19 protein-coding genes and 1 tRNA gene are annotated in these 21,996 nt (G+C 56.9%); 14 read left to right on the forward strand and 6 right to left on the reverse strand.

Translation table 11 applies throughout. From position 1 onward, the window contains the following. The first annotated feature begins 503 nt into the window (after positions 1-503). The 7 genes from DXY30_RS07860 to gatC all read left to right on the forward strand — a co-directional run bounded on the left by DXY30_RS07860 (position 504) and on the right by gatC (position 7,981). Positions 504-4,154 (forward strand): tetratricopeptide repeat protein, encoded by a 3,651-nt coding sequence (locus tag DXY30_RS07860; protein ID WP_170951205.1) that lies wholly within the window; start codon positions 504-506, stop codon positions 4,152-4,154. Positions 4,155-4,193: 39 nt separating this feature from the next. Continuing rightward, a complete protein-coding gene (locus DXY30_RS07865; RefSeq protein ID WP_115094324.1) occupies positions 4,194-4,580 on the forward strand; it encodes a DUF6165 family protein in 387 nt (128 codons plus the stop codon). A 168-nt stretch (positions 4,581-4,748) separates the two neighbouring features. Then, positions 4,749-5,414: a queuosine precursor transporter gene (locus DXY30_RS07870; RefSeq protein WP_170951228.1), complete on the forward strand. Its 666-nt coding sequence runs from the start codon at positions 4,749-4,751 to the stop codon at positions 5,412-5,414. A gap of 33 nt (positions 5,415-5,447) precedes the next feature. Beyond that, positions 5,448-6,695, forward strand: a complete 1,248-nt coding sequence (locus tag DXY30_RS07875; protein ID WP_115094326.1) for a glycosyltransferase family 2 protein — start codon at positions 5,448-5,450, stop codon at positions 6,693-6,695. Between the two features lie 20 nt (positions 6,696-6,715). Continuing rightward, positions 6,716-6,859, forward strand: a complete 144-nt coding sequence (locus DXY30_RS14165) for a hypothetical protein (RefSeq protein WP_170951206.1) — start codon at positions 6,716-6,718, stop codon at positions 6,857-6,859. Positions 6,860-6,902: 43 nt separating this feature from the next. Then, complete coding sequence (locus tag DXY30_RS07880; RefSeq protein ID WP_115094327.1) at positions 6,903-7,691, forward strand: creatininase family protein; 789 nt, start codon at positions 6,903-6,905, stop codon at positions 7,689-7,691. Beyond that, entirely contained in the window at positions 7,688-7,981 is a 294-nt protein-coding gene (gene gatC / locus DXY30_RS07885) for an Asp-tRNA(Asn)/Glu-tRNA(Gln) amidotransferase subunit GatC (RefSeq protein ID WP_115094329.1), read from the forward strand. Before DXY30_RS07880 ends, gatC begins: the two co-directional genes overlap by 4 nt. Positions 7,982-7,988: 7 nt before the next feature. Here gatC and crtR read toward each other — a convergent pair whose 3' ends face one another. Then, a complete protein-coding gene (crtR, locus tag DXY30_RS07890) occupies positions 7,989-9,020 on the reverse strand; it encodes a beta-carotene hydroxylase (protein WP_115094331.1) in 1,032 nt (343 codons plus the stop codon). A gap of 54 nt (positions 9,021-9,074) precedes the next feature. Further along, positions 9,075-9,156, reverse strand: a tRNA-Leu gene (locus DXY30_RS07895). 54 nt (positions 9,157-9,210) lie between these two features. Between DXY30_RS07895 and DXY30_RS07900 the strand changes: the two genes are divergently transcribed. Both DXY30_RS07900 and ileS read left to right on the forward strand, forming a co-directional pair. After that, complete coding sequence (locus DXY30_RS07900; protein ID WP_115094333.1) at positions 9,211-9,729, forward strand: Ycf66 family protein; 519 nt, start codon at positions 9,211-9,213, stop codon at positions 9,727-9,729. Between the two features lie 27 nt (positions 9,730-9,756). Next, positions 9,757-12,681, forward strand: a complete 2,925-nt coding sequence (gene ileS, locus DXY30_RS07905) for an isoleucine--tRNA ligase (RefSeq protein ID WP_115094335.1) — start codon at positions 9,757-9,759, stop codon at positions 12,679-12,681. Here ileS and DXY30_RS07910 read toward each other — a convergent pair. Together DXY30_RS07910 and DXY30_RS07915 are read right to left on the reverse strand one after the other, a co-directional pair. Further along, complete coding sequence (locus tag DXY30_RS07910) at positions 12,666-12,959, reverse strand: hypothetical protein (RefSeq protein WP_115024969.1); 294 nt, start codon at positions 12,957-12,959, stop codon at positions 12,666-12,668. The two genes, ileS and DXY30_RS07910, sit on opposite strands and share 16 nt — an antisense overlap. Then, positions 12,959-13,570 (reverse strand): DUF3177 family protein, encoded by a 612-nt coding sequence (locus tag DXY30_RS07915; RefSeq protein ID WP_115094337.1) that lies wholly within the window; start codon positions 13,568-13,570, stop codon positions 12,959-12,961. Before DXY30_RS07915 ends, DXY30_RS07910 begins: the two co-directional genes overlap by 1 nt. A gap of 69 nt (positions 13,571-13,639) precedes the next feature. On the opposite strand from DXY30_RS07915, the gene DXY30_RS07920 reads away from it, so the two are divergent. The 4 genes from DXY30_RS07920 to DXY30_RS07935 are packed head-to-tail and all read left to right on the forward strand — an operon-like array spanning position 13,640 to position 17,936. Then, the gene (locus DXY30_RS07920) at positions 13,640-14,935 is read left to right on the forward strand and encodes an FIST N-terminal domain-containing protein (RefSeq protein ID WP_115094339.1); all 1,296 of its coding nucleotides are present in this window, start codon (positions 13,640-13,642) and stop codon (positions 14,933-14,935) included. Between the two features lie 24 nt (positions 14,936-14,959). Beyond that, complete coding sequence (gene trmB / locus DXY30_RS07925; protein WP_115094341.1) at positions 14,960-15,664, forward strand: tRNA (guanosine(46)-N7)-methyltransferase TrmB; 705 nt, start codon at positions 14,960-14,962, stop codon at positions 15,662-15,664. 8 nt (positions 15,665-15,672) lie between these two features. Beyond that, positions 15,673-16,986: an IctB family putative bicarbonate transporter gene (locus DXY30_RS07930; RefSeq protein WP_115094343.1), complete on the forward strand. Its 1,314-nt coding sequence runs from the start codon at positions 15,673-15,675 to the stop codon at positions 16,984-16,986. After that, positions 16,983-17,936, forward strand: coding sequence for a BadF/BadG/BcrA/BcrD ATPase family protein (locus tag DXY30_RS07935; protein ID WP_115094345.1), 954 nt, complete (start codon positions 16,983-16,985; stop codon positions 17,934-17,936). The genes DXY30_RS07930 and DXY30_RS07935 overlap by 4 nt, the downstream gene beginning before the upstream one ends. On the opposite strand, the gene glmM is transcribed toward DXY30_RS07935, so the two are convergent. Next, a complete protein-coding gene (gene glmM / locus DXY30_RS07940) occupies positions 17,923-19,314 on the reverse strand; it encodes a phosphoglucosamine mutase (protein WP_115094347.1) in 1,392 nt (463 codons plus the stop codon). The two genes, DXY30_RS07935 and glmM, sit on opposite strands and share 14 nt — an antisense overlap. A gap of 153 nt (positions 19,315-19,467) precedes the next feature. On the opposite strand from glmM, the gene DXY30_RS07945 reads away from it, so the two are divergent. Beyond that, complete coding sequence (locus DXY30_RS07945) at positions 19,468-21,531, forward strand: lytic transglycosylase domain-containing protein (RefSeq protein WP_115094944.1); 2,064 nt, start codon at positions 19,468-19,470, stop codon at positions 21,529-21,531. Here DXY30_RS07945 and DXY30_RS07950 read toward each other — a convergent pair. After that, positions 21,430-21,933, reverse strand: a complete 504-nt coding sequence (locus tag DXY30_RS07950) for a hypothetical protein (RefSeq protein WP_115024962.1) — start codon at positions 21,931-21,933, stop codon at positions 21,430-21,432. The two genes, DXY30_RS07945 and DXY30_RS07950, sit on opposite strands and share 102 nt — an antisense overlap. Between the last annotated feature and the right edge of the window lie 63 nt (positions 21,934-21,996).

Consider the following 21,996-nt stretch of genomic DNA (forward strand, 5'->3'; position numbering starts at 1 on the left):
ACTGAAGTTGGCTAGGAGACCCAGGGCTACCACTTAGAAGACAAGCTCAGCATTGGACCCTCTGACTCACGGCTAACTTCACACAGTGGTGGAGGCATAGCTCACTTACATATAGATGCAACCCAGCGGACCAAACAGAGGTATTTTGAGGCGTCCCGTGCCGATAACCGTGAAAGGCGCGGGGTCCTCCCGGGAATATGACTCGGCTCCCACGATCACGCCCCAAGGAACGCAGCCACCGTCTTGGAATTGGAGCATTGCTACAGCCAATGAGCGAGAGTGCAACAACTTCTGCCGGATGGCAGAAAAAGCTGTGGAGCAGAGCTGGTAAGTACTGAGTGATGTTCAGGGTTCCTAAGGGAAGCTTGTAGTCAGACATAATCTTTGCGTGACCTCCAGGACTAGGCATGGGAAAGCAAAGAAAGCAGAGCTCTGGGTTCTCTAATACCCCCCCGGAAAGAACCAGAAAAACAAAACCAGACAAGTGCTACAACGAACTGAGCATGAAGGAGCAGCAGGCTGATTCACTAATCAAACAAGGGAAGCTTCAAGAGGCAGAAGAAATTTACAGAAGACTAATTGCAACTGGAAAAACAAATCATAAAGTCTTTGGCAACCTAGGCATACTCTGTGGAATGCAGAGGAAATTTGACGAAGCCATAGAACTCTTCAAACAAGCACTTCAAGTCAAATCCAACAATCCGAGTGCTCACAACAATCTTGGCATTTTACTAAAAGAGAAAGGCGACTTAAACGGAGCCATTAACTCCTACAAAAAAGCCCTAATTTTCAACGAAAACCTCCCAGATACTCACTACAACCTTGGTGTTGCACTTCAGGAGAGGGGAGACCTAACAGCAGCCATCAACTCCTACAAAAAAGCTATAAAACTCAATCCCAATCATACAAATGCGTACAACAACCTTGGCGCTTCACTCAAGGAACAGGGTGATTCATCTGCAGCGATTAGCTCCTATAACAATGCCTTAAAACTTGAGCCCAATAATCCAAACATTCACAACAACCTTGGCGCCGCTCTACAGGAGAAGGGTGATCTATCTCGAGCCATCACCTCCTACAACACTGCCTTAAAACTTGAACCCAATAATCCGGACATTCACAACAACCTTGGCACTGCTCTAAAGGAGCAGGGTGATATATCTGGAGCCATCATCTCCTACACAACTGCATTAAAGCTTGAGCCCAATGATCCATATATTCACAACAACCTTGGCACTGCTCTAAAGGAGCAGGGTGATGTATCTGGAGCCATTACTTCATACAAAACTGCTCTCAAACTCAAACCCGACTTTACTGATGCTTACTACAATATTGGTATTGCTTTTCAAGAAGAAGGCGAGCTGGCCACAGCCATCACCGCTTACAACACTGCCCTAAAATTCAGGCCCGACTTTCCTGAGGCCCAGAACAACCTTTCAATGGCAGAATTGCAGTGTGGTGACTACAAAAGAGGCTGGGAAAGATATACATATAGATTTGAATCCAACCAAAAAACAGAAATGCTCATTGCAAAACCATCCTGCGAGCAATGGAACGGTAAAAAGTTAAAAAAGGGCAGTCAAATACTGATAGTCAGCGAGCAAGGCCTCGGGGACACCATGCAGTTTATGCGTTACGTGCTTGCTCTTAGAAACAAAGAAATATTGGTTTCATTTTGCGCTCAATCGAAGCTTCATGCCTTAATACAGACATCAGGAATAGACCCTTCACCACTCACTCCCGAGCAAGCCAATAGTGTAAATGAGGGCTACTGGATACCGCTTTTATCAGTTCCTAGATACTTAGGAGTAAACCCTAGCAACCCGATTATCACGGATCCATATATAAGTACCTCTGACAAACTCGTCAAAAAGTGGAAGAGCATTCTTTCAGTAGAAAGACGTCCCATAATTGGAATCAATTGGCAAGGAAATCCTAAGCAAGAGAGAATGAACTCAATAGGTCGCTCTCTACCGCTTGAGACATTTGCGACTTTTGCTATCAAAACTAACGCGACTTTTCTTTCACTCCAGAAAGGATTTGGGAGCGAACAGCTTGATACCTGTTCTTTTAAGGATCATTTCGTAAACTCTCAGCATGAAATAAACGATACATGGAATTTTCTAGAGACAGCAGCCATCATTGCCAACTGTGATTTGATCATCACAAGCGACACCTCTGTAGCTCACCTTGCAGGGGGAATGGGAAAAACTACCTGGCTGCTGCTCCAGAAAGTTGCTGAGTGGAGGTGGGGACTCAAAGGCGACTCCAGCTTTTGGTATCCATCAATGCACCTGTTTCGCCAAAATGAAAAAGGAAATTGGAATGAAGTTATGGAACGCGTATCAAAAGCTTTTAATGAGAGTTTCGGGGAAAGGAAAACCACTAACGAACCAAACATCACTCATCAGTCTGCAACCAAGACAAATTCAGGCCAAGAAATTCATAGGCCAATTTTTCTAACTGGACGACCAAATGGGTTGATTCAGAGAGGGAATCCCTCGGCAAACGAAACCACTGAGCAAAGTTCCACCATCACGACCCACAAAACCTCAGAAAGTCATAAAAATGCATCTCCTAATGAACATTGCATAACTGGAGATCGACACATGCGAAATGGAGATTACAAATTAGCAGAATTATCATACAATGATGCGATTCTGATTGACAAAGTCAATCCAAGAGCTTTATTTAATTTAGCGCTAATCAAAAGGCAACTTGGGCAGCCAGAAGAAGCCCTAAAATTTTTCCAAAAAGCTGCGGATTTAAAACCAGACCTTGCAGAGGCATACATTAATATTGGCGCCATTCTTCAAGAGGGAGGAGACTCATTAGCCGCGATTCAACAACTCAAGAAAGCTCTTAAAATTCAACCCAAATCAGCGTATGCTTTTAATAACCTTGGTAATTGCCTGAGAAGCACAGGCGATCACGAAGCAGCCATTCGTGCCTTAAACAAAGCCACAAAGATCAAGCCAGATTTTGCGGAAGCCCATAACAATCTCGGACTTGCTTGCCAAAATTCCGGAGATTTTGCTGAAGCAGCCAAATCCTTTCAGAGAGCAGTAACTCTGAATCCAAGCTTTGCAGAAGCCTTTAGTAATTTTGGCCTATTGCTGCAAGAAATTGGCAATGTCTCGGAGGCTATCAACAACTTCCAGACAGCGCTTCAAATCAACTCGAATCTTGTTGATGTAAGATGTAACCTTGGAATGACAGAACTTCTCCAAGGCGACTACAAAAGTGGGCTCAAGAACTACGAATTTAGGTTCTCAACTGAAAAAGGATTACACTCACTTTTATCAATGCCAGGTGGCCCAGTATGGGACGGAAGCAGCCTGCCCAAGAATAAAAAACTGATCCTAATAGCCGAACAGGGACTAGGAGATACATTACACTTCATGCGCTATACTAAAGTTTTAAAAAGCAGAGGATTAAGTCCAATATTGTGTGCACAACCCAAACTAAACTCACTAATAAAAGCTTCGGATCCAGGACTACCGCTCATCTCGGCTGACGATGCCTTAGAAGATCGACATTCCTCATGGATACCCTTGTTATCAACTCTTAAATACTTACAGGTTTCACAAACTACACCCTTGATCAATGACCCATACATCAAACCAAGCGACTCACTGACTTCGAAATGGAAAAACATTATCTCACAAGAAGATGGGCTTGTAATTGGAATTAACTGGCAAGGCAATCCAGATCACGAAAAGTCTACCTCCAAAGGGAGATCACTTCCGTTAGAATTTTTTCTACCGATAGCAAAACTAGATAATGTAACACTACTTTCACTTCAAAAGGGTTATGGCAGTAATCAATTAGATCAATGCAGCTTTCGAGACAAGTTCGCAAAATGCCAAGAGCAAGTAAGTAATACCTGGGAATTTAATGAGACCGCAGCAATTGCAGCTAACTGCGACTTAATTATCACAAGCGATACTTCCATAGCGCATCTTGCTGGAGGGATGGGAAAGACAACCTGGCTTCTCCTTAAGAAAGTCCCAGAATGGCGCTGGGGATTGTCAGGAGAAACATGCGCGTGGTATCCGTCCATGCGGCTGTTCAGGCAAGATGAGCATGGAAACTGGGGCAAATTACTGGAAAAAGTTACCGATGCAGTACGAGAGTTGCTGGAGGACTCTTGAAGTCTTTCTCAACACTAAATCAACTTAATTAACAGCCAAATGACTCAAATTACGGTCCAAATCTCCTTGGGAGAATTGATTGACAAAATCACAATTCTTCGCATTAAAAAGGCACACATGACAGGCAGTTCCTTGAAGAATGTTGAGATTGAACTTAATTCTTTGGAGAAGACTTTGACTAATCTAGACTTGAAAATAGATGCAGCATTAATTGCAAGCCTAAGCGAAGTCAACCAAAATTTATGGGAAATCGAAGACAATATACGCTTACAGGAGCAGCAAAAACATTTTGGTTCCTTTTTTATCGAGCTTGCTCGATCCGTTTACCAAAAAAACGACCTACGCGCCTCGATAAAAAGAGAAATAAATTTAAAATACGGCTCAAGACTTATTGAAGAAAAATCTTACCCAAAATGCTCCACTTAAGCTCCATCTTTATTGTAACAACTCCGCACAGCCTCGAAAGTGGTTGACATAAACTTACCGTGAGTAACAACCATCTCGATTTCCCCCTGCTTCATATTGAATATCAATCACCCTGCACATAGCCCTCTCCAGGCACGGCGTGACGGGGTGTTTCTGTTGCTGGCAGGCATGTTCCTGGGGACCCTGGGCATGCTCAACATCCTTGGGCTGACCCGATTCCTTCAACTTGGCAGCATTGGAGGCTGGCCGATCGTGGTAGCTGTTGGCGCACTGCCTTATCCGATCACCTTCCTCTGCACCGATCTGATCAGCGAAATCTGGGGTGAGCAGAAAGCCAATCAAGTGGTCTGGGTCGGGCTGCTGCTCAACGGCTGGGTGATGCTGATTCTCTGGCTGGGAGGGGTGCTGCCAGCCATGAGCGGAAGCGATGACAGCACCTTCCGCACCATTCAGCAACTCAGCTTCGGCTCGGTGGGAGCCTCAATGGTGGCGTACCTCACAGCGCAATTCGTTGACGTGCGGCTGTTTCATTTTTGGAAACAGCTCACCAACGGCAAAGCGCTTTGGCTGCGCAACAACGGCTCCACAATGGTGAGCCAACTCGTGGACACGAGTGCAGTTGTTTTGATCAGCCACTACGGAGCCCATGTGCTCCCTTTGCAACCAGAGCGCTCAGTGATGCCTCAGCTGATCAGCTTTATTGCCAGTGGATACCTGTTCAAAGTACTGGCGGCGCTCACCGACACGCTGCCGTTCATCTGGCTCACGGGATGGCTGAGGGAGTGGCTGGAGCTGAGCGATACCAACGATCCTGGCTTGGAACAGCAGACCTAATCTCAACGCCCAAGGAGGACTGTGAACAATCCAATGATCAACCTCCTGCGCTATCGAGGAATCGAACGCCTGAGGTTGGAAGGAAAGCCAGAGGCCATGGTGCGCAAGGCTTCACAACGACTACGTGATCGTGCAACCATTGCCCTCAACAGCTGTGATGTCATCGCCATTGCCGGAAATGAAGAGGCTTACATCGCAAAATTTATTCATCACTATCTAAACCTAGGCTTCGCACATTTATTCGTCGGAATCAATAATTGCCAAGATCAAACGCCAAGAATTCTCAAACAGATCGCGCAGCATCACCCCAATGTGCACATCTTCAACACCGACCACCCACAGAAATATCACCGCCAGAAAGGATCCTACGCCGCACTGTTAAATGCTGCCTCAAAAAGCAGTTCATCCAGCCACTGCCTTGTTGTTGATGTAGACGAATACTGGTTTTCCAATCAGCCCGAGCAATCCGTTACCGATCACCTGGGGGCCATCCAGCCTTTCGATGTGATGTTCATCAACTGGCTGTGCAGCTATGGCCAACATCACGCACAACCCATTACAGACCTAACAGGCGCAAGCATTCTGCTCAAGCAAAGTCAGGGCAAGAGCATGTTCCGCTATGACTGTGGTGTACATGAAATCCGATGCCACGCTCCGAAGCTCGACAATCCAAAAAATGCAATTCTTTGCTCTAATCGCGGGAAAGAGCTATCGTGGGAAAAAACAAAAAGCGGCATTTCGAAGAGAAACATACCCCAGCACCTGCGTAATATTAAAACTGACGAATTCCAACCCAACCGCGACACGCCAGCATCCTGGATTCTCCACCAGATCGTTCGCAGCGAAGTGGAGTATGCACTCAAACTTTTCCAGCCTCGCGCCACACAACAACCGCGCCCCTTCAAAGACAATCGTAATGGCTGGCTAATACCAAAGGAGAACAAAAAGCAGAGACGCTTTTTCACCTCTATCCTTTCAGATGCGACAGCGACCAAAAAATATCAAGATTCCTATGAGCATTTTCTCCAGACGTGCAATATTCTTGAATTGGTGGAATTTGCGCATCGAAGAATTCAGAGCGAAGCGGTAAAACGCCGCATCGATGCCATGACATACGACGTGATCCGATCACACCAAAGCATCTGGCGAACAACATTCCGGGGCACCCGATTTCTCAATCAACTTGAACGCAGGCTGCAGACGCCTGAGCGCGGTCATTTAATCCGGTTGTTTGCAGGTCGTCGCAAACAACCCCCACAAGGTTCAAGCTCGCCAAACTGATCTCATCGCATGGGACCCCGATGAACGCAGCCACCTCCAGCTTCAACCTCGGCACTGTGCTTCTTGGCAGCATCGTGCTGTTCCCTTTGGCCTGCCTGTTTTTCGGGACACGCGGTGGCTACTACAACACCGACAAATACGACGGCAACGGAACCGCCCACTGATCGGCTGGGATTGAGCGATCATCAGGTCATTGGCTCAGCCTGAATGACCGCTGCAACTCCCGGTCCTGTCGACAGCACGGACACCATTCGTCTGGCCCTGCGCAGTTGGCCTGAAGTGGAGACCTACCTCCAAGACTGCAAAGGCGTGATCATTCCCCTTGGATCCACCGAGCAGCACGGTCCCACTGGAGCCATCGGCACCGACGCCCTCACCGCAGAAGCGGTCGCCCTCGAAGTGGGCCGTCGCACCGGCGTGTTGGTCACCCCAGCCCAGTCCTTCGGCATGGCAGAGCACCACCTTGGCTTCGCTGGAACGATGAGCTTGCAGCCAGCCACACTTCTGGCCGTTCTGCATGACCTGGTGTTGTCCCTGGGGCGACATGGCTTTGAAAGGGTGTTTGTAATTAATGGCCACGGCGGCAACATTGCGACAGCCAAAGCAGCTTTTGCCCAGGCCCACGGCACTGCCACAACCCGAAATCTTCCGGTCGCCCCCCAACTGCGTTGTCGTCTGGCCAACTGGTTCATGGCCGGACCCGTGATGCGCCAGGCCCGCGATCTTTATGGCGACAAAGAAGGGCATCACGCCACTCCCAGCGAAATCGCTGTCACCCTCGCTGTGGAGCCCAGTTTGCAGAGCAAGCAGCGTCCACTGCCCGACCCCGCCCCTGCAGGTCCGATTCACGGACCAGATGATTTCCGGCGCCGTCACCCCGATGGACGCATGGGGTCTCATCCCTCCTTGGCAACGGCCCAGCAGGGCGATGCCTTGCTGGAGACAGCAGCCACCGCGCTGAGCGAGGATCTGCGCACGTTCCTCGGCGAGTCATGAGCCAGATTTCCAGCGACGACGTCCGCAAGGTGGCCCATCTCGCCCGCCTTGATCTGCCCGAGGAGAAGATTGCGACCTACACCGATCAGCTCGAATCGATCCTCGAGTACGTCGGTCAGCTCCAAGAGGTGGACACCAAGGGCGTTCCGGAAACCACAAGAGCCGTTGAAGTGACCAATGTCACCCGGGCGGACGGAGTACAGCCAACACCCGTGCGGGAGGAGATTCTCAGTCAGGCGCCCCAGAGGGAGGGAGACTTCTTCAGGGTTCCAAAGATCCTCGCCGACTGAAGCAGACTTATCGGGACACCCAGCGTTTCGCTTCCGTTTTGATCGCAATGCGATCAACAAAGCCGAGCCAATGGCGTCGCAGCCCCCGTCCGGGCATAAACCGGGCAGCACGCCTCATTTTTCCGCTGCGACGCTTGTGACTTCGGACACCCACGAGGATGTCGTACAGGAAGTTGTAGCCATCCCTGCGGGTCTCAAAAATGCCCAACCGCTGGGGAGATCCTTTGGAATCGAGCAGAGGCTTGGTGGCCTCATAGGCCGGTTTGTACTCAAACCAGGGAATCGAGGGCCAGAGGTGATGAACCAAGTGATAGTTCTGGCCCATGATCAGCCAGTTCATCAGCCTGCCGGGGTAAATCCGAGCATTCGTCCAGCGGTTGCGAGAGGTGAACGGCCGATGCGGGAGGTAGTCGAAGAAAAGCCCCAGTGTCACCCCAACCATCAAGGCAGGCGCGAACCAGCAGTTGAAGATGAATGGCAAGAAGTCAAAGCGCGCCGCAGCAAGAACTATCACCACGAAAATGCTGCGTTCCAACCCCCACTGCATCAACTCCCAGCGCCGCCAGAGGCGTCGCTGAAAGAAAAACCACTCGTGGTAAAAAAATCTTGGTGCGATCAGCCAGAGCGGTCCAAACGTACTGACGATGTGATCGGGATCGTTCTTCGGATCATTGACGTGGGCGTGATGCTCCAGGTGCACCCGAGTGAAAACGGGGAAACTGAACCCGAGTAGCAGCGCTGAGCCATGACCCATGGCTTGATTCACCCATCGATTGGGGTGGGCCGCGTTGTGGCAGGCGTCATGTATCACCGTTCCTTCCAGGTGCAGCGCAAGAAACCCGGTGCAGAGAAGCACTTGCAAGGGCCAAGCCGCCACAAACCAACCCCAGATGGTTAAAGCGGCCAGGGCATAACCCCCAAGGAACAGCCCAACGGTGGGATTCCAAAAGGCAGGGGGGTCAACGAATTCGCGGGGTACCGAGCGGTAAGCCACTCCAACCGGACGAGGCTGCTGTTGTTGAGCAGTGCTCTGATGCATCCGGAGGACAGGCAACAAGTCTGGAACGTTCCCGAACCACCGTAGGGAAAGGAATGCCCACCGGGGGACTTGAACCCCCACGACCGAAGCCACTGGTACCTAAAACCAGCGCGTCTACCAATTCCGCCAGGTGGGCAATGCGCCAACTTTAGAGATCGCCCCAGAATGGGCGCAGTCCGCATCGACACGGATGCTTGCGACCCTAAGCGGCGATTTCTGCCTCCTGCTTGGCCTTGCACTCCTGCTGCTTCCCCTGTTGGCCGTTGAACTCAGTCGCCCGCGCGATGGTGTGTGGGGATCGGTGGTGTTGCTACTGGGTCTCGTGCTGGTCACCAGCAGTGACCGGCTGAGGGGAGCCCCGATGCTCGCGGTTCTCTGCGCCGGTTTTTTGATCGCGCGCTTGGGCACTGAGGTCGGACAAGCCCGTTGGAACACTCTCAGCGAAACAGAGCAGCAGCGTTTTCAATCGCTCGACCACTGGCGCACCAGCGTTCGGCAGCTCCTCATCACCACAGGCCGCGTTGGGGAAGGCATCAGCGGCATCGCCAAACAATTCAAGCCGACTGGGAAATCAGGGGTCACCGAGAAAAAATGGGTACGTCCCGAGTCCCCTGAAAACGCTGCCGCTAGCGATGACGCTGGTTCAGAAATGACCAACACCGAGCCTGTCCCACCCGCGGATGCCACATCCCCAGAGGGCGAGGACTGATAATCCCGAGGCCAGAGCAGGGACCCCGTGAGCAAGGAGAAGCGCGACGCCGCCGCCGAGGGACGTCCCTCCTACAAAGACACGCTCAACCTGCTGCAGACGGGTTTCGGCATGCGCGCCAATGCCGTCCAACGCGAACCGGAACTGCAGTCCTTCTGGCAGAACCAAGGAATCGACGGCGAGCTGGGCCTCAAGAACAGCGGTCCAACGTTCACTCTCCACGATGGCCCGCCCTACGCCAACGGCGCTCTTCATATGGGCCATGCCCTCAACAAGGTGCTGAAGGACGTCATCAACAAATATCAAGTGTTGAACGGGCGGCGGGTGCGTTACGTCCCTGGCTGGGACTGCCACGGTCTCCCGATCGAGCTCAAGGTGCTGCAGTCGATGGATCAGGAGCAGCGCAAGGCGCTGACACCCATCAAGCTGCGCAAAAAGGCAGCCGCCTACGCCCGCAAGCAAGTTGATGGCCAGATGAAAGGCTTCCAGCGCTGGGGAATCTGGGCCGACTGGGACCAGCCTTATCTGACTCTGCAGAAGGAATACGAATCCGCCCAGATCCGGGTGTTTGGCGAAATGGTGCTCAAAGGGCATATCTATCGAGGGCTGAAGCCGGTGCACTGGAGCCCGAGCTCCCGCACAGCATTGGCCGAGGCCGAACTGGAGTACCCCGACGGCCACACCAGCCCCAGCGTCTACGCCGCCTTCCCTGCGGTGGAGCTGCCAGCGTCCCTTCGGGATGCGCTCAGGGCTGATGGCATCGAGCTGCCAACCGATACTGAAGGTCTGGGCAAAGCCCTGCAGGTAGCCATCTGGACCACCACGCCCTGGACATTGCCGGCGAACCTGGCGGTGTCCGTAAACGAACGGCTCGACTACGCCCTTGCCGACGACGGCGCAGGCCGCCTGTTGCTGGTGGCGACTGATTTGATTGCCTCGCTGAGCTCAACCCTGGAACGGCCGCTGACCCGGCGCGCCACGGTCAAAGGCGCCCTGCTTGCTGGTTTGACCTACCGCCACCCTCTTCTTGATCGCAGCAGTCCGGTGGTCATCGGCGGCGACTACATCACCACCGAATCGGGCACGGGCCTCGTGCACACTGCTCCTGGTCATGGCGTCGATGACTTCCACACTGGCCAGAAGAACGGCCTACCGGTGCTCTGCCCCGTGGACGAAGCCGGCAACCTCACCGAGGAGGCCGGGCCATTCGCGGGACTAAATGTTCTCAAGGATGCCAACGCCGCGATCATCGAGGCGCTTGAGGCCGCAGGCGCCCTGCTCAAGCAGGAGGCCTATGGCCACCGCTACCCCTACGACTGGCGCACCAAGAAACCCACCATCTTCCGGGCCACTGAGCAGTGGTTCGCCTCCGTGGAAGGGTTCCGTCAACAGGCACTCGATGCGATCGCTGAGGTGGAGTGGACTCCCGCCTCAGGTCGCAACCGCATCGAATCGATGGTGCAAGAGCGGGGCGACTGGTGCATCTCACGGCAGCGCACCTGGGGCGTACCGATTCCCGTCTTCTATCACCGCAGCAACGGTGAGGTGCTGCTGAATGCCGACACCCTGACTCACATCGAAGGACTGATCGCCGAACACGGTGCCGACGTCTGGTGGGAAAAAGACGAAGCTGATTTGCTGCCGGCCTCCTATGCCGACCAGGCCGATCAGTGGCGAAAGGGCACCGACACCATGGATGTGTGGTTTGACTCCGGCTCGAGCTGGGCCGCTGTCGCCAGTCAGCGCGACAACCTCAGCTATCCCGCCGACCTCTACCTGGAAGGATCCGACCAACACAGGGGCTGGTTCCAAAGCTCACTGCTCACCTCGGTCGCCGTCAATGGCCATGCGCCCTACAAGCGGGTGCTCACCCATGGCTTCGCCCTTGATGAGAAGGGCCGCAAGATGAGCAAATCCCTCGGCAATGTGGTCGACCCGATGGTGATCATCGAGGGAGGCAAGAACCAGAAGCAGGAACCGCCCTATGGAGCCGATGTTCTGCGGCTCTGGGTGAGCTCGGTGGATTACTCCGCCGATGTGCCGATCGGAGCCGGGATTTTGCGCCAGCTGGCGGATGTGTACCGCAAAGTGCGCAACACCAGCCGTTACCTGCTCGGCAACCTGCACGACTTCCATCCGGCAACCGACGCCATCTCCGTGGCGGAACTGCCGTTGCTTGACCGCTGGATGCTGCAGCGCACAGCCGAGGTGATGGATGACATCACAGAAGCCTTCGAAAACTTCGAATTCTTCCGTTTCTTCCAGCTGCTGCAGAACTTCTGCGTCACCGATCTGTCGAACTTCTACCTCGACATCGCCAAGGACAGGCTCTATGTGAGTGCCCCCCAGGACCGGCGCCGGCGCAGCTGCCAGACCGTGATGGCCCTGATCATCGAACGCCTGGCCGGGCTGATCGCTCCGGTGCTGTGCCATATGGCCGAAGACATCTGGCAGAACCTGCCCTACCCAGTCGAAGAGACCTCGGTCTTCCGCCGCGGCTGGCCCACGGTTCCAGCGGACTGGCGCGATAGCGCCCTCAGCGCTCCGGTTCAACAGCTAAGGGAACTGCGCGCTGCCGTGAACAAAGTGTTGGAAGACTGCCGCGGCCGTCAGGAACTCGGCGCATCGCTTGAAGCATCCGTGCGGATTGATGCCCGCCGCCCGGAGCTCCAGGCCGCTCTCTCCTGGCTCAATGAGGAGGGAGATGCAGAGGTGGACGGCCTAAGGGACTGGCTGCTGGTCTCACAACTGCAGATCGGTGGCGAGCCCTGGGCCGAACTGCTGGCCAGCCAAGACGACGACCTCGGGTTGATCGAGGTGAGCCGAGCGCGGGGCATCAAATGCGAACGCTGCTGGCACTACGAAGGGGATGTGGGTCAACATCCAGACCACCCCCACATCTGCGGACGCTGTGTCGGCGTCCTGGAACGCCGAACTCACCAATTGGCCTGAACCAAGAGATCGTTCGGCGGCATCGGTCCAGCCAGCACAACCTCCTGGGTGGGCGATAAGGGCCCCTGAAGCAACTCGGCCTGATCCAGGCTTGTTCCCTCGGGGAGAACAGGGGCATCAGGGTCAAAGGCGGTTGGATGGGTTGTGCTGCTGCTGAATCCACGAAAAATCAGCAACTCAAAAGGCACATCCCCCACCTGCCCCCGAAGTCGGACGACCCTCTGGGACTCAAGACGCGTTCGTTCCTCGAAAGCCTGAACCACCGCTTGATCCGTCATCAGAAATCGCCCGCCACACGCCCGTAGCGGGGCAGGCGTACCAACAACCACTGCAGCAACCCAGCCAGGTAGGCCACCAGGGCGACATATCCCGCAAAGGCGGCAACGGCCTCAGTCCACTGACCACCGAATAAAAAATTGAACACCGTAGCCGCCAGGCCATGGATGCCCTGGGGAGCCTCAAGCCACGTCAAGCAGGAGGGCAACGCCAGCTGCTGCATGCAACGCAAGCCTGTGATGCTCATCACCAGGCTGAGGAGTCCAAAACCACTGAACGCCCAACGCCAAACCTTCACAACCAACGGCAGGGGACGCCAGGACGGTTGATCGGCCAGCTCTTCATTGATGTCAACCCAGAACCACAGGCTGATCACCATCAAGACCGGAGCGACAGCAGCAGTGGCGTAGCCCAGGGGTCGTTGATCCATGAGAAGCAGCAGGCTGATCGCCATCAGGCTGGCCACCTTCCAATAGATGCCCAGAAGCCGAAGCACCATCGGCTCGCGACGCCATGCCGACCAGATCAACAAGACCAAAGGCACACCAACAGCAAAGGTGGCGGCCAAGCGATAGGTCAGCCACACCAGAGCGCGGTACGTGAGCTCGTTCACTGAGGACTGTCACAGTCTCGCCATTATCAACATCCCGAGCTGAGCTCCAGGGTTGATAGGGTCCGCTTCATGGCACCGTTTGCACCGTTCAGCTGGTTCCGATCCGGGGGCACTGAAGTCAGTTGCCGATCAGGGCTTTCTGCCAAAGCGTCTCTGGACGAAGCGGTGAGGGATGTGGTCGAGCAACTGGGTCGACCCAGGGGCGAAGCCGATCTCGCACTCGTCTTCACCTCAACCGGTTACGCCACCGACCTACCTCGGCTATTGCCGATGCTTCGCGCCCAGATCAGCGCAAAGCATTGGATCGGATGCACAGGTGGAGGCGTGGTGGGCACCCGCGGCGACGGTAGTGCCTCGGAACTGGAGCAGACACCGGCCTTGAGCGTGACATTGCTCTCCCTGCCGGGGGCATCCATCACAACCCGCCACCTCAGCACAGAAAAACTGCCTGATCTTGATGGAGCGGCCCAGCGATGGCAGGACTGGGTCGACATCACACCGGAGGAGTCCCGGAGCCAGATCCTCCTGATCGACCCCACCAGCAGTGGCATCAACGATCTGATCAGCGGGCTGGACTATGCCTACCCGGATGCCGAGAAGGTTGGCGGGATCGCAGCGCCCCACAACAGTCCGCACGGATCACTGCTGCTGGATGACCGCATCCTCACAGGCGCAGTGGTCTGTTCGATCGGGGGTCGCTGGCGACTCGAAACAGTGGTGGCGCAAGGCTGTCGTCCCATTGGCCCGGTGTTCTCGATCGAGCAGGTGCAGCGCAACGTGCTGTTGGAACTAAATGATGGCGGCAACAAAGCCAGCCCCATCGCCTGCCTGCAGCGGGTCCTAGCCGACCTCAGCGAAAAGGAGCGCGAGCTAGTGCGTCACTCACTATTCCTCGGCGTGGAACGCAGCAGCCTGCGACTGAATTCCGACGGAGCAACCTCAGAAGCAAGTGCATTCCTCATGCGCAACCTGATTGGTGTGGATCCCAGCAACGGAGCCGTGGCCGTTGCAGAGCGAGTGCGCGCCGGCCAAAACGTGCAATTCCATCTCCGTGAGGCCACCGCATCTCAGGACGAGGCCCTTGGGTTGCTGAAGACAGCCACGGCTGATCCAGGCGAGACGGTCCACTTCGGACTTCTGATGGCCTGCATGGGACGAGGGAAGGGACTGTTCGGTCGTGCCGATGGCGACATCAGCCTGGCGCGCCAACTCATGCCGGAGCTTCCCGTGGCAGGAGCGTTCTGCAACGGTGAGATTGGGCCTATTGGCGGAACGACGCATCTGCACGGCTACACCGCCTGCTGGGGCTTGCTGCGTCAGGACCCCGACAGCTCCTCTGGCAGTGCCTCTGACAATCTCAGTTAAGCGAGATCGCACCGCCTCGAAACCTTGCGTCAGCACGTCAATCCCCTCAGTCGCTTCTTTCAGCTGCCGCTGCAACTTCCACAACCTGAGGAGCTATTCCGGGTTCCTGATCAACCGATCCACCTCGACATCGGTTGCGCCCGTGGGAGATGCCTACTGGGTCTGGCCGAACGCGATCCCCACTGGAATCATCTCGGCGTTGAAATCCGCCGCCCCCTGGTGACTTCCGCCGATTGTGATGCGCTCGCCTCGGAGCACGGCAATGTCCGGATCCTGTTCTGCAACGCCAACATCAGTCTGGAAGGCTGGATGAAGGCCCTGGAGCAGGACCGGCTGCAACGGGTCTCGATCCAGTTTCCCGATCCCTGGTTCAAACGGCGGCACCGCAAGCGACGGGTCTTGCAACCGGCGCTGCTCCTCGCCATCGCGACGGCCCTCCAGCCCGGCCGTGAACTGTTTCTTCAGAGCGATGTTCTGGAAGTCATTGAGCCGATGGTGGCTCTCACGGAACTCAGCGCCTGTTTTGACCGGCCGGCCGAGGATCAGCGTCCCTGGCGAAGCGAGAACCCACTCCCGGTTCCCACGGAACGGGAGCGCTACGTGCTCGTACAGAGCCTCCCCGTCTACCGGGTGCTGTACCGCAGGAACCAGAGTCCGCTTCCTTCCGTGTCAGATCTGGAACAGCGTTGGCAGGAGATCGATAATCCGGCGGAAGCACTCACCACCTGACCCCCACGATGGCCTCTGCGGATGCAACCCAGGCGGCGAGCGGTGGTCCACTGTTGGCGCGCTGGCAGGGGCTGATGGCACCGGATCAGGCGGTGCTGAAACGCCTTGAAGGACTGGCGGGGCTCCTGCTGATGGTGCTGCTCAGTGGCCTTCCCGTGTTTACACGCACGGGATTGGCCCTGGTGATTGCAGCCTGCGGCGCCCTATGGCTTCTCTGGTGCCTTTGCAGCCCGCCACGCCGCATCGGGGCCATCTCGCTTTGGCTGATGCTCTTTCTCGCCATCGCGATGGTGGCGACGGGTTTTTCGCCTGTTCCGATCGCTGCCAGCAAAGGCCTGATCAAACTGCTCAGCTACCTGGGCGTCTATGGCTTGCTCTGCAAACTTCTGCTGAGCAATGAACGATGGTGGGACCGGCTGGTCGCCGGACTACTGAGTGGCGGCCTGCTCAGCAGTGTTCTCGCCTTGCGTCAGCTCTATGCCTCCAGCGAGGAACTGGCGGGCTGGGCGGATCCAAATTCGGTCAGCGCCGGCACCATTCGGATCTATGGCCCCCTGGGAAACCCCAATCTCCTGGCGGGGTATCTGCTGCCACTGATCCCCTTCGCGGCGATCGCTCTGGTGCGGTGGCGTGGAGTAGGAGCACAGCTGTTTGCTGGCACCACATTGGTGCTCGCAGGAACAGCCACGCTGTTCACCTACAGCCGAGGGGGCTGGCTGGGAATGGTGGCTGCCGTCGCCGTGCTGCTGCTGTTGCTGCTGCTGCGCTGGACCCGCCACTGGCCTCCGTTCTGGAGACGTCTCGTTCCCCTAGCAGTCTTGGTTGTTGGGGCCGCTTGTCTTGTGGTGGCGGCCACCCAGATCGATCCCATCCGCACGCGCATCTCAAGCCTGCTGGCAGGACGAGGAGATAGTTCCAACAATTTCCGAATCAACGTCTGGATGGCGTCCATCCAGATGGTGCAAGACCGTCCCTGGCTTGGCATCGGCCCTGGCAATGCAGCCTTCAACAGCATCTACCCCCTGTATCAACAGCCAAAGTTCAACGCCCTCAGTGCCTACTCCGTTCCTTTGGAAATCCTGGTGGAAACTGGCATCCCCGGGCTGTTGGCCTGCCTGGGATTGCTCATCAGCAGCCTGCGGCAGGGCCTGCAACAGCTCAACACGGACGGGCCAGGCGCGTTGGCGGCCATCGCCAGCCTCGCCGCCGTCGCTGGCCTGCTGATGCAGGGCAGCACAGACACGATCTTCTTCCGCCCCGAAGTGCAACTGATCGGCTGGTTTGCCCTGGCCACCCTGGTGAGTCGACCCGGAAAATCATGACGCTGCTCGCAGGATTCGATGCCGGGCAGACACACACACGCTGCCGCCTCAGCCTCGTTAAGGACGGCTTACTGCAGCCTATTGGTGAGGGCGAAGGGCCAGGTGTCAGTCATTTGGATGCCCCTCTGGGTGAGCAACGTTTTCTCGAAGCGATCCGCACCAGCGCGAAGCACGCGCTCAAAAATCACCCCTGTGGATTGATCCAGGCAGCCGTTGTCGGAGCCAGCGGCATCGAACACGGCACAGGGTTGCAGCAGCGCGCCGAAGCATTGGTGGTTCAAGCCCTGGCCATCGGTGATGGCTCAAGACTGGACAAGGTGCTGGTCACCGGAGACGAACGCACGGCGTTGCGAGGTGCGATCCCTGAAGGTGCGGGAATCCTGGCGATCAGCGGCACGGGGATAATCGTGCTGGGCAGAGGCGAGGACGGCCATGAACACCGCTGTGGCGGCTGGGGATGGCTGCTCGATGGAGCCGGCTCAGCCTTTGACCTCGGCCACCAGGGATTGCAACTGACCCTGCGCATGGCCGATGGGCGCATGGCCGACCATCCTCTGCGCCTGCGGATCTGGAAGCAGATGGGGTGCGACAGCCACGCGGCGGTGAAAGCCCGGGTGGTACAGAACGACTTCGGCACGGCGGACTTCGCGGCCTTGGCTCCGCTTGTAGTAGAGGCGGCATCCCAGGGCTGCTCGGGCGCGGAGGAGATCGTGGAGCGATCAGCAGCAGCCCTCTCCAACTGCATCAGCACCGTGGCCCAGCAGCTTTCGCTGTGCTCCCCGCTGGTGGTCTGCCAGGGGGGAGCCATTACCCATCTCATGGGTTTCCGCACAGCCGTGCAGCAGACTATGCGTCAGTTGATACCCGTTGCCCGCTGGGGTGAGGCCAAGGGTGACGCCTGTGATGGCGCTCTGCTGATGGCGCAGGACTTGACCGTCAGGCCACGTTGAGATGGTCTTCGGCAACAGCAGCAAGATGCCCTGTCCATTGCTCAACAGCTTCTGACTGCTCGGCTTCCACCATCACCCGCAGCACCGGCTCCGTACCGCTGGCTCGCACCAGAATGCGACCGCTCTCTCCCATCGACTGCTCCGCCGTGGCAATCGCGTCGGTGAGGGCCGTGCAATCGCTCCAGTTCTTGCGTCGCGCACGATCCATAACCCGCACATTGACCAATTTCTGGGGGTAGGCCTGAAAACTGCGGTCCAACCAATCGCTGAGGGTGATGCCCTGGGCATGACACAGGGTGGCCAGCTGCACGGCGGTGAGAACACCATCGCCACATAGCCCGTGGGAGGCCGAAAGAATGTGACCGGATTGCTCGCCACCGAGGGCAGCGCCACTGGCCACCATCGCTGCATGCACATGCTGATCTCCCACCGGAGTGCGGTCCAAAGTGCCGCCCCGCTGCTGCCAGGCCCGCTCGAAGCCGAGGTTCGACATCACGGTCGCCACCAATCGCTGATCGGGCAGCGCCTGCTGGTCCTGCAGCACTGACCCCCAGAGGAAAAGCACGTGGTCTCCATCGATGATGGATCCGCGGCCATCAACTGCCAGCATCCGATCGGCATCACCGTCAAAAGCAAATCCCATCGCCGCACCCCGCTCGATCACAGCCCGCTGCAGAGGTTCCAAATGGGTGGATCCACAGCCAACGTTGATGCGGGAGCCATCGGGTTCACCGTGAAGCACGGTGAGATCAGCCCCCAAGGCACGAAACGCATCCTCTCCGCAAGCTGTCGCGGAGCCCCAGCAAAGGTCAAGAACGATGGGAACGCCGTCGAGACGGCGTTCAGCCACCGATTGCTGCAAGACCTCCCGGTACCCATCCAGAAGGTCGGCGCTTGATCGCGCAACGCCGCAGCTAAAAGCACCCTCGGCCATCGGGAGTTGCCCCTTCAGACCTGCTTCAACTTGAGCCTGACGCTGGGCGCTGAGCTTGGCGCCATCGGCTCCAAAGACTTTGATTCCGTTGTCCGCAGGGGGGTTGTGGCTTGCGGACACCATCAAGCCACCGGCGGCACCGAGCTGGCGAATCAGTAGAGGAACCGCCGGTGTCGGACAAAGACCCAAAGTCCACACATCGCGGCCGGCCGCCGTCAAACCGGCTGTCAGGGCAGACACCACCATGCTTCCGCTCGTCCGGGAATCCATCCCGATCAGAACAGGGCCTTGCGCCTGCAGAACTCGACCAACCCAGTAGCCGACCTGAAGGCACAAGGCCGGCGTCAGAACGGTGCCAGCAAGCCCACGGATCCCATCGGTTCCAAAACCCGGGGCAGCGTCACCGAGAGCCGGGCCAATCGGGGAACACGCCTTATGAACCATGGGTCTCAATCGTGGACAGCACCATACGAAGCGCTTCTAACGCTGCTTCCCAGGAACGTGACAGGTGCAGCTCTGCCCTCATCTGCCCTCAGTCGATAAAACGGTCGCCATTCCCGTCAAGATCATCAGAATGAGTTCTGATCCAGGTTGAGTGTGCTGGCAGGGCCGCGAATCGGAACGCTGCTGCTCCTCTCGGTTGCCAGTCTCAGCAGCTTTGCTGCATGGGGTGGGCAGCAACTGCTCAAGAGGCAGCATCAGCCCATAACACCTGAGCTCTCGCAAGCGCAGCTCTGGCAGCACTACCGCTGGGCTATCGATCCACAGACACGTCGAGAAGCCGCCTTACTGATGGTGGCCAGAGATGAATCGAATCAACTCCTCAATGGCCAAGGTTGGGGGCACGATCCAGTCGCTGCTGTGGTCCTCGAACGGGCAGCACTCACCGCCACCGCCCAAGGCAAGACAGCATTGGCCGAACAAACCTGGCAGCGCCTTCTTGATCGCTTTCCCGAAGAACCCGGCTCCGCCTGGGCTCGCTTGGCTCTTGGCCAGAACAAACCCCTTTATCACCAGCAGCTGCTTCAGCAGCAACCCGCCCACCCAGCAGCGCTGACGTTGGCAGCGGGGGGTGGGCCCGAACCGCTGCAGAACCATCAAGGGGCCCTGCACCTGGCCCGCTGGAATGTGCGTTGGCCTGGGGCCCTAGAACAGATGCGTGACGCCTGCCAGGCCACGGGGGCACAGGCACCAGAGCCCTCCCAGCGCCAAAACTTGGCGCAAGCAATGGCGAAACGAGGCCATGCGGAAACAGCGCTGGCCTGTCTCAAGGACGTCGATGCCGCCCCGGAAACCCAACTGGCCATTGGTCGATCCCTGCTGCTGCATGGTGACCCTGATGAGGGAACAGCACAGCTGCTGACCCTGGCGCAAACTCACCCAGGCCATGCCGCAAGCCTTGAAGCGGCAAGGATTTTGAGCGAGCCGCTTTATCCCGATCCTAGGGTCCTGGATGCCCTGCCGGCAGCCGTTGAGAAGCGCTCTGCCGCCGTTGCCGCGGCTCGCGTGCGACTGGCCGACGGCAATGAAGCGGAAGCCGCCCTGAACCGGTGGCCCAACGATCCCGACATCTGGCAACTCCAATGGGACCTCGCCCGCGATGCTTTCCTTGCCGGGAATTGGGAGCGCACCCGCAACCTGTTGGACCGCCGCAGCGAGCAGGGCCCTCTGCCACCACCGTTGGAGGCACGCAGGCTGTTCTGGCTTGGGCTCAGCCACCAGGAACTTGGTGAAACGGAAAAGGCTGAGCGCATCTGGCGCAGCCTGATCAGGTCCTTCCCAGCGGGCTACTACCGATGGCGCGCCATGGATCGCCTTGGGATCTCAGGACCTCTGGATCTACGCAAACAACACCCGCAGAAGGATTCACAGACCTGGCAACCCCTCAATAGCCAAGACGCCTTAGTGAACACCCTTTGGCGGCTCGGACAGGTGCATGCAGCCTGGGAGATCTGGCAGGCTCAGCGTGATCCTGTGATCACGCTCCCACCCGAAGAACGTCTCGCCGAGGGCAGACTGCGCCTTGCCGTCGGAGACACCTGGATGGGACTGGATCAGCTCTGGTGGCTCAGCCTCCGCTGGCGTGATCCCAGCTGCCAGCAACGGCACCTCCTCCACCGCAGCCAGTTCCCCCGCCTCTTCCACGCTGAGATGGAAGCAGCAGCGCAGGAGGAAGATCTTGAAGCGAATCTGCTGCGAGCGATCGCCAAGCAGGAGTCACGCTTTGCACCTGGGGTCGTCTCCCCCGCAGGGGCCGTTGGCGTGATGCAACTACTTCCATCCACAGCCACGGAGATGGCTGGCGAGCCAACCAACGCGCTGATGCTGCAGGATCCCGCCGACAACATCCAACTGGGAGCGCGATACCTCAGCCAATTATTAGAGCGATGGGAGAACGACCCCTTTCGCAGTATTGCGAGCTACAACGCCGGGCCCGGCGCCGTGGCCTCATGGCCTCAGCCCACTAATGGGGAAGATGCTGCGCTCTGGGTAGAACGCATTCCGTACCCGGAAACACGCTTCTACACCAAGAAAGTGCTCGACAACCTGATCGGCTACTCAGGTGGTGATCAACCCTCCTGCGAAGAGGTTGGCCGTGGGGTTAGGCAGAAGCGTGCCAGCGACAATGCCGCCGATCACGACAGCACTCATCAGGAATAGGCACGTCCTGGCTCCGGGCAGGACGCCAATGCGAATGAGATCGAGACGCGCCAACAGCAAGGCTGAAGCCAGGATCAGAACGTCGGTAAGAACATTGAGCTTGAGCAGGTAAATGCCACCGGTAATCACCAACAGCAACGTGACTACCAACGTCATCACCCGGCTGGACGCCATGAGCATCGACACCTGCCGCAGAAGCAGATCCGGCATTGTGCAGAACACGACAACCACCTCGGCCTGCAGCAGCACGAGGCACCAGAACCAGGCCGAACTCACCCCGAAGAGAGAGGTGAACGCGGGCTGAACAACCTGCCAATGGTTGCCGAGCACAACCGCAACGAGAAACAGCACCGTCAGCAACGGCGCCCGAACCGGAAGGCTCAGCAGTCGCAGAATTGGCATGGGTGCAAGCTAGCCGCGAGCTTCCGGAGGAGCTGCCAAAGTGATGGCAGCGTTTGAGGCGCG

The organism is Synechococcus sp. UW106 (assembly GCF_900474015.1).
Classification (GTDB): Bacteria; Cyanobacteriota; Cyanobacteriia; order PCC-6307; family Cyanobiaceae; genus Parasynechococcus.

What these genes read in the sequence shown, in the direction of transcription:
- DXY30_RS07910 (WP_115024969.1), bottom strand. Translation starts at nt 12,959, where the DNA reads ATGACGGATCAAGCGGTGGTTCAGGCTTTCGAGGAACGAACGCGTCTT.
- DXY30_RS14165 (WP_170951206.1), top strand. Translation starts at nt 6,716, where the DNA reads ATGAACGCAGCCACCTCCAGCTTCAACCTCGGCACTGTGCTTCTTGGC.
- DXY30_RS07870 (WP_170951228.1), top strand. Translation starts at nt 4,749, where the DNA reads ATGTTCCTGGGGACCCTGGGCATGCTCAACATCCTTGGGCTGACCCGA.
- crtR (WP_115094331.1), bottom strand. Translation starts at nt 9,020, where the DNA reads ATGCATCAGAGCACTGCTCAACAACAGCAGCCTCGTCCGGTTGGAGTG.
- DXY30_RS07860 (WP_170951205.1), top strand. Translation starts at nt 504, where the DNA reads ATGAAGGAGCAGCAGGCTGATTCACTAATCAAACAAGGGAAGCTTCAA.
- gatC (WP_115094329.1), top strand. Translation starts at nt 7,688, where the DNA reads ATGAGCCAGATTTCCAGCGACGACGTCCGCAAGGTGGCCCATCTCGCC.
- DXY30_RS07950 (WP_115024962.1), bottom strand. Translation starts at nt 21,933, where the DNA reads ATGCCAATTCTGCGACTGCTGAGCCTTCCGGTTCGGGCGCCGTTGCTG.
- DXY30_RS07875 (WP_115094326.1), top strand. Translation starts at nt 5,448, where the DNA reads ATGATCAACCTCCTGCGCTATCGAGGAATCGAACGCCTGAGGTTGGAA.
- DXY30_RS07880 (WP_115094327.1), top strand. Translation starts at nt 6,903, where the DNA reads ATGACCGCTGCAACTCCCGGTCCTGTCGACAGCACGGACACCATTCGT.
- glmM (WP_115094347.1), bottom strand. Translation starts at nt 19,314, where the DNA reads ATGGTTCATAAGGCGTGTTCCCCGATTGGCCCGGCTCTCGGTGACGCT.
- DXY30_RS07930 (WP_115094343.1), top strand. Translation starts at nt 15,673, where the DNA reads ATGGCCTCTGCGGATGCAACCCAGGCGGCGAGCGGTGGTCCACTGTTG.
- DXY30_RS07900 (WP_115094333.1), top strand. Translation starts at nt 9,211, where the DNA reads ATGCTTGCGACCCTAAGCGGCGATTTCTGCCTCCTGCTTGGCCTTGCA.
- DXY30_RS07865 (WP_115094324.1), top strand. Translation starts at nt 4,194, where the DNA reads ATGACTCAAATTACGGTCCAAATCTCCTTGGGAGAATTGATTGACAAA.
- DXY30_RS07935 (WP_115094345.1), top strand. Translation starts at nt 16,983, where the DNA reads ATGACGCTGCTCGCAGGATTCGATGCCGGGCAGACACACACACGCTGC.
- DXY30_RS07920 (WP_115094339.1), top strand. Translation starts at nt 13,640, where the DNA reads ATGGCACCGTTTGCACCGTTCAGCTGGTTCCGATCCGGGGGCACTGAA.